Raw genomic sequence first — 12,650 nt, forward strand, 5'->3', positions numbered from 1 at the left:
AGTAAAACAAGGCATAACGAATGTACTCTCATCTTCCACCACTTAACTCGCTACGCGCCTTTGAAGCTGCAGCTCGATTACTCAGCTTTACAATTGCTAGTAAAGAACTATTTGTGACTCATGGTGCTATCAGTAAGCAGGTTAGAATATTAGAGGAGTATGTGGGTACCCCATTGTTTATTCGGCAGCACCGTAGCCTAAAACTCACCGATGAGGGTGAGAGGTACTTTGTTAATGTTCAATCAGCATTACAGACGATTAATAACGCTACTGCCGACCTAATTGATCATCCGTTACGCACTCAAACCTTGGCCATTAACGTGCTACCTAGCTTAACCATTAGTTGGCTTATCCCACGCATGGAGGATTTTAAATCTCGATTTCCACATCTTTATGTTGATCTCTCAATTGGTGACTTTGATGTTGATTTCAGTAGCGCTAAATATGACATTGCAGTACGGAGTGCCACTTCTATTCCGAAAGGGGTCAATGTGATGAAGTTAATGGATGAAGATCTTTGCCTTGTGTGCTCACCAGAATTAAGCCAACAGTTAACATCTCTGGAGTCAATCAACCAGATGACACTGCTTAAACATACCACCCGGCCTGATCTTTGGCAGCTTTGGGCTGAAGATGTGGGGATTAAGCTAACAACAAAAAACAAGTTTGGTGTAGAACACTTTTACATGCTCAGCCAAGCGGCTGTAAGTGGTATGGGCGTGGCCCTTATTCCACGTTTTTTTATTGAAGATGAGCTTAAAAGTGGCACGCTAGTGATCCCTTTTGTGGCGAAATTCACGAGCCCATACAGCTACTACCTCTTAACGCCTAAATCGAGCAACCTATCATTAAAAGTACAAGCCTTTATTGATTGGTTACTCGAACTCTTTAGCCCCTATAGAGAGACGTAACAAATTGGCTATTTTACCAATGTGTTATCACTGTAACTCTGCGATGTCGAACAGTTCTAAGTAACTGAGACCAGGCTCGACAGCGATCTCAAAGCGCAACACTTTAAGACAGGCATCAAAAAGAGCCTCTCCAAACCATTGTCTATCGAAGGCTTCTAGGGCTTGGATAATACCTGCTTGCCCCAAATCACCTTTTACATTATCGGGAGCCAATGCATCAACAAAGCTGGCCACCAGTCCATAAAGATCTTTCTCAGCTTGCCCTTCAACATCCCACAGCGTGGGATCCGCATATTGGCTTGCGTAATGACTCGCGGCGATATCTAGGCCAATACCAAAGTTCACCAGAATCGCTTTATTGGGGTTACAGATGATATTTTTAGGACAAATAGCCCCATGGTAGATATCCATTTGATGCATATACTGCAAGCCCGTAAGCAGCTGGGTAAACCATTTAATAGGCTGACCCAACTCAATTGCCGGTAACTCATCTATGGAGACGCCATACTCCCACGCTCGAGCAATAAACAGCTCTTCACTTTGCGGCAGTTGGCCGAAGGCGAGGACTTTTTCTATATGGGGGTGAAAAAGTTTAGCTAAACTCCGATAAGTGTTACTGAGCATAGACCAATTGGCTTCGACACTGCTATAGATTGATATACCGCACTGATATTGTCCCTGCAGCTGTTTTGCCCGCCAGAATTGACTTGTCTTAGTGGCTGCAATAAATTGCTCCAACTCAAAATGATGATCAATAACGGCGCCTTTAGTGATCTCAATTTTTTCAGGCACCGTATCGCAAACACCTTGGTCGATCAATGCAGAGAGATCGCAGCGCAATGCATCTAAGTCATTGGTTTCACCCGCAACAGCGGCGCGATACCATTGATAGACTCGAGGTTGCTTAGTCTGCTCAGCGATCGCTAAGAACCCTTGTGCATAGGCTTTGATATCGTTGTTAACACTCAGTGTGTTTTTGATATCGATGAATTCGACATCACCCATGTCTGATACAAAAATACAGTTGCTCGTCCAGCCACTGACGGTAAAGCCGCGACGATGGATCTGTTGTAAGCCTGACACACTGCGACGCAGTATTTCTAGCAGCTGATAAGTGGTCATCAGCTCCGACTCAAGCACATTAAGCGGCACACCACGCGGCATACGAATAGGCAAAACGAGTTGCTCGCCGTCTTGTATTAATGGCGCACAATAGGGCACACCACTGCAGCCAGACAACGCTTGTAGGCGTTGAAATTCAGTTCTAAGTTGAGCTTCATGGGTTTCAGATTGGCTGCTATCGTCAAACTGAGTAGGGATTAATACTTTTAACAGCCAAGGAGCGGTCCACTCACCCGGGTTATACTCCGCCTGCCAGACTTCTAATCCACTTTGAATAAATAGACATTTGAGTTTGGTGAAATCTTGGATTTTGTTATTACGTTGCTCAACGATGGCGACTTGGCCAATGGTTTCAAGCACCAGCTCTTTTTGGGTATTCGTCACTTGATGCTTTCTAGGTGCAGTCAGTCCCCACTCTGTGGTTAGCGCTGCGACAATCTGTTTTGGAGTATAGATACTCAAAGAGCCTTGCTGCTTTTCAAGTTCAATCTCTTCCCCTTTACGGCCAGTAATAAACACCATGCCTTGGCACCAAGGGGCATAAACACCAACAGGGATCTTATGCTTGACGTTACCCGCTAAGACACGAGCAACGTAGTTAGCCTTAGCTAGGCTATTGTCGACTTCACGTCCATCAAGAGACCAAGCGTGCAGACCAGCGTCTAATCGGCCGATATAGCCTTTAACGTCAACAACGTAAACGCCCCACTCGCCAATAACGAGTGCATCAACTTCCATTGCCTGACCAGATTTAGTGGGGATCTCAACATTGGTGAGTAAAATATAATCTTCTGGAAGTTCATCAGCGAGCAATGAAAATGCCCAACGTTCAGCATCATTTACCGGCGTTCCAAAACTTATCATTCTTGCCATTCTTTTCTCCCTCTGTGGCAATTATTTTTATTTTTCCTTTTAACATTCTCAACGTCTGGACACAAAAAAGCCACTAATAAAGTGGCTTATTTCAAAACTCATTTTCAGAGCTGATGTTTAACACTCATTAGTGTTTACAATCATCACTGCATTCATGGTCTTCATCAGCAAAGTCGTCGTCACCTTCTTGGTTCTGCATTACGCCCCACCCGTCAGTTACGCCGCCAAACTCTTGAGCAAACTCATGCAAGCTAAGTTCTTGCTCTACAATGGTGTTGTAGTCAGGAACCATATTGAGGCATACGATAAGTTCCCACTTACCTGATTCATCATTTAAGAGAAGCTCAATTTCGCCTTCTAGATCTGACTTGCCTAACTCTTCAGTTGCTGTCTCAGCATCACGTTGGTCTTCAAAAACCAAAAAGAAGTCGACATCAAGTGCAACCGATAGATCGATACCTGCATCGGCCATTGCTTGTAGCATTTTGCCGTTATCATCATCTGGAAACTGCATATTAATCCTCTACTCGCTTTCTTCGGACGCTGCAATAATCTGAACTGATTCGTCATTAAAGCTGACAACTTCACCCGCAATGACTTTTTTACGTTTACGGGTCTCAACTTCACCGTTAACCGTCACTTTTCCTTCCGAAATAATATGCTTAGCTTCTCCGCCACCGCTTATCATTCCTTGGACTTTTAATACTTTGTATAACTCGATATATTCTTCGCCTGACTTTAATGTCAGCGTTGGAGTATCTGAACTCACTTTAATTCGCCTTAAATTTACTAAACTACTGGCATTATAACACTCAAATCATCAAGCGAGCGCACGCTTTATAGCGTGACTAAACTCTTTCTGCCACAAGTAGGCCATAAAATCGTTCATCTAGCCATTCATCACCCACTTTCCAGTTATGACGTAACAAACCTTCTTGTAGAAAATGGCACTTTTCGAGTACTTTTGTTGACGCTATATTAAGATCAGCACAATGGGCGATAAATTTATGTGGCATAAATGAAATACATGCCCAATCAATCAACCCTTGCAAAGCTTCAGTGGCATAACCTTTTCCTTGCGCGTTATCATGCAGCATATAGCCTACTTCTAACTGCCCAAGAATTTGGCTTACATTATGTAAGCTCACAAAACCAACAAAACGTTTACTGTGTACGGCTTCAATAACTAAAGATAACTGTTGGTCTTCTTTAAAGTTATTGGGGATGAGTACACGCTCGAACTTTTGACGTATTACCGATTCAGACTGAGGAATACGAACGTATTGATTCAATATTTCACATGAATTAGTGTATAAAAAATCATCCCAATCGCTGGCGATAACGGTTCTTAACCTAAGTCTGTCGGTATACAGCTCGAGCATGCCTTATCCTTTATAGACAACTAAACAGCAGGCGGATTAGCCTCTGCTCGTCACCTCTAACAAGTGGTAACCGAACTGTGTTTTAACAGGACCTTGAACTTCGTTCAAAGGCGCGTTAAATACCACTTCATCAAACTCTTTAACCATCATACCGGGTCCAAATGAACCTAAATCACCACCTTGGGCAGAAGATGGGCAAGACGAGTTTGCTTTAGCGACATCACCAAAATCAGCACCACCAAGGATCTGTTGTTTTAGCTCTTCACACTGCTGCTCTGTATCTACTAGTAGATGTCTTGCTGTTGCTTGTACCATGGATTAACTCCTATAAATTAAAATAATTGCCTGCTTGGCAAAATTAAACCCCGCTAGTATATCCCAAATATTAGCGGACATTCCAGCGGGTTTATCAGTTACATATTCTATTGTTGTGACGCTATCCAGTCATTAATTTTCAGTTCCATCACTTCCATAGGCAGTGAGCCTGACGTCAATATTTGATCATGGAAAGCGCGTAAGTCAAACTTATCACCTAGCGCTTTTTCAGCTTGTGCACGCAATGACAATATTTTTAACTGACCAATTTTATAAGACAAGGCTTGTCCTGGTATCGCCATATAACGTTCGACTTCAGCAATAATGTCAGACTCAGCCATGGGCGAGTTATCTTTCATATATTGTATTGCTTGCTCACGAGTCCAACCTTTTGCGTGTAGCCCTGTATCCACCACCAAACGCATAGCACGTAACATTTCGTCTGATAACTTTCCAAAGTACTGATACGGATCAGTAAATAGCCCCATCTCGATACCTAAGTTTTCAGCGTATAATGCCCAACCCTCTTCGAATGCAGTGTAGTTACCAAAGCGCTGGAACTCAGGCACTCCGGTCAACTCTTGCTTAATCGAAATCTGAAAGTGATGACCAGGTGCGGCTTCATGCAGTGATAAAGTAGTCATGCCCCACTTTGGCTGCGCCTTAAGGTTATAGGTATTAACGTAAAACACCCCTGGCCGTGAACCGTCAACCGCTGGAGATTCGTACGACGCACCCGCTGCCGATTGTTCTCTGAAACTTTCGACCGGCTTAACGATATAATCTGCCTTTGGCATGATATTAAAGTACTTAGGCAACACAGCATTAATGTTGTCTTTAAGCTGCATATAACCATCAATAAGCCCCTGACGGTCATCAAAGAAATACTGTGGTTCTGAAGAAAGTGAGGCAAAGAAAGCCTTTAAGTCGCCTTTAAAACCCACTTCTTTGCGTACTTTATCCATCTCCGACAATATACGGGCAACTTCGTCTAAACCAATTTTATGGATCTCATCTACCGGCATCGTCGTTGTAGTATGAGTGTTAGCAAGGTGTTGGTACCACATTTTGCCATTGGGTAAGCCCCACCAACCGTCAGTTGCACGAGCGGATTTTAGATAAGTGTTTTGGAAATAATCACGTAGTCCTGTTAAACCAGGTAAAAGCTCGTCTGTAATGAGTTGCTTATATTCAATCGTGAGTGCTGTTTTGTCTGCGACAGAGAAAGACTCAGGCATTAAGCTTATTGGCGTGTAAAACAGACTATCTTCAGGGGTTGAAACTAATTGAGCCGTCAATTGAGGAATGATGCGATCGACTAACACTCTCGGTAACACCACCTTACTCTCAATCCCTTCATTCATACGCACTTGCGCCATCTTCATCCACTCGATGAACCCTTTTAAACGTTTCTCCCAATTACGGTAATCTTCTACGGTTTGAAAAGGTTGAGCACTTTCGCCACTACCAAGCTGCACCATGCTAATGACGGTGCTGTAAAACTGATTCATTGGCATAAAATGGTTAGGAAAAGTCTCATCCGCCATAGCGACATTGCGGTCGTAGGTAAACATGTCATAACTTAGCTTTAAGTCATTAGACAGTTTACTACGGTCGATTTTTTTTACGTCACTCAGATAACGCTTATTCAAATTATGACGTTGTGTCAGGTATTCGTCAGACAACCCATCACCAAATTTATCGTTATAATCATTAACGCCTACGAACGTTGCATAAATAGGTTCAAGCGCTAAATACTCTTTAAAATAATTATCTACCAATACTAAATAAGCTTGTTTCACTGTTTGTTGTTGGCTTAATTGCGTGCTCTTATCTACATCTGATTCATTTAATTGAGTATTCGCTTTATCACCGCAACCCGTCATACCGAGTACCATGCTAATAGATAGTGCGACTATCGCCTTTTTCATTCTAATCTTCCTTTTATTCACTGTAAGTGAGCGATCTTTTCTATACTTAACCACAAGTCTCATTAGGAGTGGCTCATGATTTACTCTTTTAGTAATTCTGGTTTTAGAGATCCTGAAACAGGTGTGTATAACCAAACCTATTTTATGGAAGTATTCAATCGAGAATGGCATCGCCATATACGTGACCACCAAAGTCTTGCCTTATTGTATCTATGCCCGCACATTCATGAAACTATTTCCCAGCCTCAATTGTTAGAATTATTCATGAAGCAAGTCCAAGATGCACTTATGCGTACCAGTGATCTGCTAGCAAGACTTGATAATCAGTCTTTTGCGTTGGGGATTTTTGAAACTGACGAGATGGGTACAAAAATTGTAATCGATAGATTAGAACATAAAATTGCCGATTTCAATCAAGCATTTCAAGCCAATAGCCACTCTGAGATATCGTATGAACTAACGGGTTGTATCTGTTATCCGAGCGCGAACGTTTACCTTGAAACATTGTTTGAGACTGTCGAACAACAAACAATGAAAATGCGCAGTAACAGTGCCTTTAACGAAACACTGATTCATCTACGAAGCTAATTTAAAACTATCACTATGCTTGTTTAGCACCCATAAAAAAAGCCTCTTAAAAAGAGGCTTTTTCGATATCAAAAAATTAAAGTGTTACGTTATGAACGCGCGCTTTTTCTTTGATATATGACAGGTAACTCTTAGCCGCTCTTGCTGTTTTCTTATCTTTAGCTGCAAGATTCGCATACTTATATGCGCTCTTATACTGCTTCAGGTTGAGATAAGATAAAGCAAGCTCAAACTGAGCTTCTCCTGGGTTCTTTACGCCAGCATCAAGTGCTTTTTTAAGGGCTGCGATTGCAGGCTTACTTTTACCATCCAAAGACAAGACACGTCCTTGACGAAGGTAAAGCTTACCGTCATTGTTTATCGCGGCCGCTTTGCCGTAAGTCGCAGCAGCTTCTTTAAACTCTTTCGAGTTATGATAGAAACCTGCCAAGATAGCGAGGGTTTTTTGATCTTCCTTCACTAAACCAGACTTCAAATGCTTAGCATAGATTTGAGCAGCACGGTATGGCGAACCATTTTGTGCCAACAACTGCGTTAAACGTTGAATGTTACCCGGAGTCTCCAAGAATCCATTCATATACGCTAAGTCATAAGTGGCCAAGGATTTTGTAAACTCCTCTGTCATCAAATAGAACTGAGCGAGCTGAACCCATAGACGTTTATCGTCTTGGAACAAAGGCACCATTGTCTCGAGGACTTTTACGGCTTCTTTGTATTTCTTTTGGTTAAAGTAAGCCGTCAGCTTCATTTGATACAAACCTTTATCGGGCTTGTCAACGATTCCTAGACCTTTATCTGCAACTTCAAGAACTTTGTCCCACTGCTTTTGTTCAGAATACGCAATACCTATACGACGATATACGCCTGCATCTTCCTTACAAGTAAACTCCATCCAGCTGTAATAAGCTGGAATAGATTCTTTAAAGTTTTTCTCTTGAATTAAGAGATCAGCATAAAGTCTTAGAGTTTGAGCATGATCAACACCACCGAGAATATTCGACTCAACGGCTGCTTTTAAATACTTAACCGCCGTTTTCATTTGCCCTTTTTCGGCGTAGAAGTTACCTAGCATACGAGCAACATAAGCTTTATCGAAACTATTTTTAGCATTTACTTCCAACAATATCGCTATAGCTTCGTCTATATCGCCTTCAGTATATGCTTTGAATGACTTCTGTACTTTTTTAGCCGCACTTTGGCCTACGGCCTTAGATTTACGCTGTTCAATCGGGCATTTTTCTGCTGCAGAAACAGCAGGAACAATAACCAGACTTCCCCCAAGACAAAGCATTAAGGCAGCAGCGATAGAAGTTACTTTACTCATACCTACTTTCCTCCCTTATCAAAAGTGAAATCCAATTGAACCGTTTGGCCTGGAACACGTTGCGCTTTACCATCGATAATTCTAGGCTTGTATTTCCACTTTTTCAGGGCTCTACGAGCTGCTTTATCGAAAATACGCTTAGGGTTAGACTTGATGACTTTAACGTCTTCAACACCACCTAATGTGTTAATGGTAAAGCTAAGCTGAACCCAACCCTCTTTGCCATCACGTGCTGCTGCTATTGGATACTGAGGTTCGATTCGTACGATTGGCGTAGCATCACCATCGCGCGTCATCATATTACCTAGTTTAAATCCAGTGTTAGCACCACCGGCATCAACTCCACCCATGTTAAATGACATGTTAGTGTCGATGTCAGATGAGTTATCGGGCGGTGTTACGTCCGGCTTTGGCGGCTGCTCTGGGGGCGTAGGCGGTTTAGGCTTAACCCTTGGCTTTTTCTGCGCTGATGCATCGTCTTTGTTCATGGTTATTTCAATGACAGGTGATTCTGTCGAGGCATCGTGGCGGGTTGGACCGCCACCTACCAAAAAGGCCATGAAGACAAACAAAGCAAAAGTCACAGCACCACCAATAATGAATGATACTATTCCTCTCAGCATACTAGTCTTTCCCCGCCGACACAGATATCTTATCGATACCCGCAGCTTTAACGTTATCCAGAACCTTAACCACTAAACCATGTTTAGCGTCTTGGTCTGCTTGAATTAATACCGCTGCCTCTGGTGCTTCTGCAAGCATACGTTCAACGTTTGCAGTTACACGTTCGATATCAACTTGACGGTTTTCCATCATGATGACACCTGTCTTGCTCACACCAATAAAGATGTTAGCAGAAGGCTTCTTAGTCGCTTGTGACGCTTCAGGCTTGTTATAGTCAAGACCTGATGGCTTTACAAACGAGGTTGTTACAATAAAGAAGATCAGCATGATAAACACGATGTCGAGCATCGGTGTCATATCAATCTCTGCTTCTTCGTCTACGCTTGAATGCTTTCTACGTGCCATGTTCAATCTCTCTCTAGTGGTGCGGCATGCTGTCTTTTAGCTTCGCTAAACTGATTTTCATTTTTGCGTCAAGGCGAGTACTAAAAAAGACTCCCGATAACGCTGCAACCATTCCTGCCATTGTCGGCATGGTTGCCATTGAAATACCAGCTGCCATCATACGAGCATTACTCGTTCCATGAACTGCCATCACATCGAATACTGATATCATACCGGTTACGGTACCTAGCAGACCTATCATAGGACAGATTGCAACTAAGGTTTTGATAAGCAGCATACGTGCCGTTAAATCTTGCTTCGCTTGGGATACCCAAGCTTCACGGATGCGGTGTGCATACCAAGAGGTTGAATCCTCTCGTGCTTCCCATGCGCTAATGATTGCTGAGTGCTCTTTTGGTGATATCCAATTGAGATACCAGTAGCGCTCAAGCATCAATACCCACATGACAAACAATACACCTGCCACTAACCAGAGGATGTCTCCTCCGGCGGCCATGAAGCCCCTGACGGAATCCCAGATATCCATCAGGAATAACATTAGGCTTTCCTCTTCTCTGCGTGTGAAGCAACAATACCCGCACTTTGCTCTTCTAGAACTTGTACGATTGACTTACTACGTGCAATAACAATCGCATGCATAAGCATCAGCGGTAGCGCCGCAACTAGACCTTGAACCGTTGTCATCAATGCCATAGAGATACCACCAGCCATTAACTTAGGATCGCCCGTACCAAACAATTGAATGCTTTGGAAAGTTGCAATCATACCGGTTACTGTACCCAGTAGACCCATCATAGGAGCGATAGCTGCTAGAACCTTGATGATAGAGATACGTGTTTCAAGCGCTGGCGTTTCTTTTAGAATTGCTTCATCAAGTTTCAGCTCTAGCGTTTCAACATCAACATCTTTGTTGTCCTGGTATGCTTTAAGTACACGACCTAATGCGTTATTACCTGGGTTATCTATATTCTTGCGTTGAGCCTTAACTTTAGCGCCAACAATACCTAGCGTAATAAGACGCTCGATAGAGATCATGCCACCAAGTATAAGTAGCGCGATAATGATGTAACCAATGGTTCCACCCGCTTCAATACGCTCTTCTATAGTTGCTTTTTGGGTAAAGATGTTTAATAGAACACCGCGAACAGGGTCAATATAAAGGTTAGCAGTACCAGAAGTCGCTTCTTGAAAAGCAGCTGCTGATTTAACTTGATAACCACCAGGTTGCTGTGAAAGCTCTTGGATTAGGCTTAGATCAGAGTTAAATACAACGTACTTGCCATCAGCTAGAAGGTTGTATGCACCAATACGAGTAATCATTGTGTTATGCACGCTACCATCAATGGCAGTAACAGAACCTTCAAAATTAACAACTTTTCCAGACTCAGCCATTTCAAACAGCTGCTCTTCCCAGAAACGTTCTAGCTCATCAATTTTTGGAAGTTGCTTACGAGCACCAAGATCAGCGATGAATACTTCGCGACCAGGATACTGTGCAGAAATGTTAGATCCAGCTAGCTTACCAGCGAAATCACCAGCATCACCTTTAACAACACCAAACATTTCACCCAAGTCACCCTGAGCTGTTTTTAAGTCTTCTTCTAACTGACCGATTTTACGCTCGTTATCCAAAAACGCTTGATTCAAATCTTTACCACGTTGACGCTCTGTTGCTAGTGCGTTTTTTTCACGCTTTAGCAATGCAGCTTTATCGCCACGCTCATTCTTAAACTCTTGCTCACGCTTCGCGTTTGTCTTAGATGCATTAGCACGATCAACCTTTACTTGATTAAGCAGTTGGTCAATTGTTTTAGGTGCATCTGCAGCACTTGCGAAACCAGCGGTAAATAACAGGCTTGCAGCAACGATTGCTGTAGTAATTAACTTCTTCATTATTGTGCAGCCTCCGCAGCAGGAATTGGTAACGAGAATAGATCTGGTGCGCCCTGTTTACGAGCAATACGGATACCTTTGGTGAGCTCGCGAAGATTACTATCTTCTAACTGGTCCCAACCTTTGGTTTCTCCGTTAAACATCCACGCAGACTTCTGATCCAAGCTCATTGCGTATAGTGATACACGACCGAAGTTGAAAAAGTCTACTAGTACCTCTTTACCGTCTAGCTTAAGTTGACCTGTTTTAACCGCAAGAGAAGTACCGTACTCACGTTCAATTGAGTATGCATCAAGAATGAGGCGATACTTTTCAGCCAATGTGACTTCAGCGCTATTAAGTAGCGTCTTAAGATTGTTCACTCGTGCTACACGTGTTTCCAGATTAAACGGTAGATCGAGAGCAACAAATTGCTCTAGTGCATCAACCATTTTGAACATCAATGGCACTACGCCCTGACGTAATGAATCAACGCCGTTGATGTCACCTTGAATAGATTTCATGGTAGCTTCTTGGTCCGCAACCAAGCCCGCTACATAATCGTTATAAGATTTTAGTGATTCACGTTCATCAGCAACTGAACCGTACTCGAACAACATGTCCTGAGCTTGGTCAAAATACTTATCAACTTTTTTCTGAGACGTTGCAGCTTCAGTGTGAATTTTACTGTCTGCTTTCTGAGCGTCAGAAAGAGGATCTGCAATCACTAAGTTGCTGCCTGCTAAGGCTAATGCGCCAATGAGCGCTGTAGCGATTTTTGTTTTATTGCTTACCTTGGACATAGTTCCCAACCAATTTGAAGTGATTAAAAAAGCTTTAACTTATCGACAACAGGGTGCGTCTGCTTATTTTACTTTAGTTCCCAGTGCCTAAGCTCGTCTTACTATTGTGATTGTTAATTATTATCTTCCCTTTACTACACCTTCGAGGGTGTAGACCCGCTAGCATCATTCCACAAAATGTTGACCTATGTCAACATTTGAAATGTCCTAAAACTGCTACAAACCGAGCTTTGAGGATAGAAAACAAGCAGAAGGGACTTTTTCGAACAAATATGTATAGTGTCGCGTAACATGCTTTATACTGAAACATACAACAAGTATTTATTAGTAATTGATATCTATAAGTAAAATTGCAAAAACCATCAACCCGCAGATTTAACATTTCATTAACCATTCAAAATCTTAAGAGTAAAATAATTCATTTACTCTCTATAAATTTATGACAAAACGTAATAGATATGACTCAATTTACTAACTTTAATCTTATCTTCTTCACTGTC

14 protein-coding genes are annotated in these 12,650 nt (G+C 42.4%); 2 read left to right on the plus strand and 12 right to left on the minus strand.

Annotated features, from left to right (window positions below; all coding sequences use genetic code 11):
- Nucleotides 1-20: 20 nt before the first annotated feature.
- A complete protein-coding gene (gene gcvA / locus CXF82_RS08910; RefSeq protein ID WP_101093555.1) occupies nucleotides 21-911 on the plus strand; it encodes a transcriptional regulator GcvA in 891 nt (296 codons plus the stop codon).
- A gap of 27 nt (nucleotides 912-938) precedes the next feature.
- On the opposite strand, the gene CXF82_RS08915 is transcribed toward gcvA, so the two are convergent.
- The 6 genes from CXF82_RS08915 to CXF82_RS08940 all read right to left on the minus strand — a co-directional run bounded on the left by CXF82_RS08915 (nucleotide 939) and on the right by CXF82_RS08940 (nucleotide 6,534).
- Entirely contained in the window at nucleotides 939-2,906 is a 1,968-nt protein-coding gene (locus tag CXF82_RS08915; RefSeq protein ID WP_102044047.1) for an NERD domain-containing protein kinase family protein, read from the minus strand.
- 127 nt (nucleotides 2,907-3,033) lie between these two features.
- Nucleotides 3,034-3,420: a ribonuclease E inhibitor RraB gene (locus CXF82_RS08920; protein ID WP_101093557.1), complete on the minus strand. Its 387-nt coding sequence runs from the start codon at nucleotides 3,418-3,420 to the stop codon at nucleotides 3,034-3,036.
- 9 nt (nucleotides 3,421-3,429) lie between these two features.
- Nucleotides 3,430-3,675 carry an RNA-binding S4 domain-containing protein gene (locus tag CXF82_RS08925; protein WP_180961101.1) on the minus strand — a complete coding sequence of 82 codons (246 nt, stop codon included), beginning with the start codon at nucleotides 3,673-3,675 and terminating at the stop codon, nucleotides 3,430-3,432.
- 79 nt (nucleotides 3,676-3,754) lie between these two features.
- Nucleotides 3,755-4,288, minus strand: a complete 534-nt coding sequence (locus CXF82_RS08930) for a GNAT family N-acetyltransferase (RefSeq protein WP_101093558.1) — start codon at nucleotides 4,286-4,288, stop codon at nucleotides 3,755-3,757.
- 36 nt (nucleotides 4,289-4,324) lie between these two features.
- A complete protein-coding gene (locus CXF82_RS08935; protein WP_101093559.1) occupies nucleotides 4,325-4,603 on the minus strand; it encodes a peptidylprolyl isomerase in 279 nt (92 codons plus the stop codon).
- 107 nt (nucleotides 4,604-4,710) lie between these two features.
- Nucleotides 4,711-6,534 carry a DUF885 domain-containing protein gene (locus CXF82_RS08940; RefSeq protein WP_102039628.1) on the minus strand — a complete coding sequence of 608 codons (1,824 nt, stop codon included), beginning with the start codon at nucleotides 6,532-6,534 and terminating at the stop codon, nucleotides 4,711-4,713.
- Nucleotides 6,535-6,609: 75 nt separating this feature from the next.
- Between CXF82_RS08940 and CXF82_RS08945 the strand changes: the two genes are divergently transcribed.
- Nucleotides 6,610-7,122 (plus strand): diguanylate cyclase domain-containing protein, encoded by a 513-nt coding sequence (locus tag CXF82_RS08945; protein ID WP_101093561.1) that lies wholly within the window; start codon nucleotides 6,610-6,612, stop codon nucleotides 7,120-7,122.
- Nucleotides 7,123-7,198: 76 nt separating this feature from the next.
- Here the strand turns inward: CXF82_RS08945 and CXF82_RS08950 are convergent, their stop codons facing one another.
- From CXF82_RS08950 to CXF82_RS08975, 6 genes are read right to left on the minus strand one after another with little or no spacing between them, the layout of a single operon-like run.
- Nucleotides 7,199-8,446 carry a tetratricopeptide repeat protein gene (locus CXF82_RS08950; protein WP_102039629.1) on the minus strand — a complete coding sequence of 416 codons (1,248 nt, stop codon included), beginning with the start codon at nucleotides 8,444-8,446 and terminating at the stop codon, nucleotides 7,199-7,201.
- A 2-nt stretch (nucleotides 8,447-8,448) separates the two neighbouring features.
- Entirely contained in the window at nucleotides 8,449-9,069 is a 621-nt protein-coding gene (locus CXF82_RS08955) for an energy transducer TonB (protein WP_102039630.1), read from the minus strand.
- A gap of 1 nt (nucleotide 9,070) precedes the next feature.
- Nucleotides 9,071-9,475, minus strand: coding sequence for an ExbD/TolR family protein (locus tag CXF82_RS08960; RefSeq protein WP_101093564.1), 405 nt, complete (start codon nucleotides 9,473-9,475; stop codon nucleotides 9,071-9,073).
- A gap of 13 nt (nucleotides 9,476-9,488) precedes the next feature.
- Nucleotides 9,489-10,013 (minus strand): MotA/TolQ/ExbB proton channel family protein, encoded by a 525-nt coding sequence (locus CXF82_RS08965; protein ID WP_101093565.1) that lies wholly within the window; start codon nucleotides 10,011-10,013, stop codon nucleotides 9,489-9,491.
- Complete coding sequence (locus tag CXF82_RS08970; protein WP_101093566.1) at nucleotides 10,013-11,368, minus strand: MotA/TolQ/ExbB proton channel family protein; 1,356 nt, start codon at nucleotides 11,366-11,368, stop codon at nucleotides 10,013-10,015. The genes CXF82_RS08965 and CXF82_RS08970 overlap by 1 nt, the downstream gene beginning before the upstream one ends.
- Complete coding sequence (locus CXF82_RS08975; protein WP_101093567.1) at nucleotides 11,368-12,150, minus strand: DUF3450 domain-containing protein; 783 nt, start codon at nucleotides 12,148-12,150, stop codon at nucleotides 11,368-11,370. The genes CXF82_RS08970 and CXF82_RS08975 overlap by 1 nt, the downstream gene beginning before the upstream one ends.
- Nucleotides 12,151-12,650: the final 500 nt, after the last annotated feature.

Origin of the sequence: Shewanella sp. GutDb-MelDb (assembly GCF_002836075.1) — a bacterium.
Classification (GTDB): Bacteria; Pseudomonadota; Gammaproteobacteria; order Enterobacterales; family Shewanellaceae; genus Shewanella.

Coding starts and splice junctions, on each gene's coding strand:
- gcvA (WP_101093555.1), top strand. CDS start 21: ATGTACTCTCATCTTCCACCACTTAACTCGCTACGCGCCTTTGAAGCT.
- CXF82_RS08915 (WP_102044047.1), bottom strand. CDS start 2,906: ATGGCAAGAATGATAAGTTTTGGAACGCCGGTAAATGATGCTGAACGT.
- CXF82_RS08920 (WP_101093557.1), bottom strand. CDS start 3,420: ATGCAGTTTCCAGATGATGATAACGGCAAAATGCTACAAGCAATGGCC.
- CXF82_RS08930 (WP_101093558.1), bottom strand. CDS start 4,288: ATGCTCGAGCTGTATACCGACAGACTTAGGTTAAGAACCGTTATCGCC.
- CXF82_RS08935 (WP_101093559.1), bottom strand. CDS start 4,603: ATGGTACAAGCAACAGCAAGACATCTACTAGTAGATACAGAGCAGCAG.
- CXF82_RS08940 (WP_102039628.1), bottom strand. CDS start 6,534: ATGAAAAAGGCGATAGTCGCACTATCTATTAGCATGGTACTCGGTATG.
- CXF82_RS08945 (WP_101093561.1), top strand. CDS start 6,610: ATGATTTACTCTTTTAGTAATTCTGGTTTTAGAGATCCTGAAACAGGT.
- CXF82_RS08950 (WP_102039629.1), bottom strand. CDS start 8,446: ATGAGTAAAGTAACTTCTATCGCTGCTGCCTTAATGCTTTGTCTTGGG.
- CXF82_RS08955 (WP_102039630.1), bottom strand. CDS start 9,069: ATGCTGAGAGGAATAGTATCATTCATTATTGGTGGTGCTGTGACTTTT.
- CXF82_RS08960 (WP_101093564.1), bottom strand. CDS start 9,475: ATGGCACGTAGAAAGCATTCAAGCGTAGACGAAGAAGCAGAGATTGAT.
- CXF82_RS08965 (WP_101093565.1), bottom strand. CDS start 10,013: ATGTTATTCCTGATGGATATCTGGGATTCCGTCAGGGGCTTCATGGCC.
- CXF82_RS08970 (WP_101093566.1), bottom strand. CDS start 11,368: ATGAAGAAGTTAATTACTACAGCAATCGTTGCTGCAAGCCTGTTATTT.
- CXF82_RS08975 (WP_101093567.1), bottom strand. CDS start 12,150: ATGTCCAAGGTAAGCAATAAAACAAAAATCGCTACAGCGCTCATTGGC.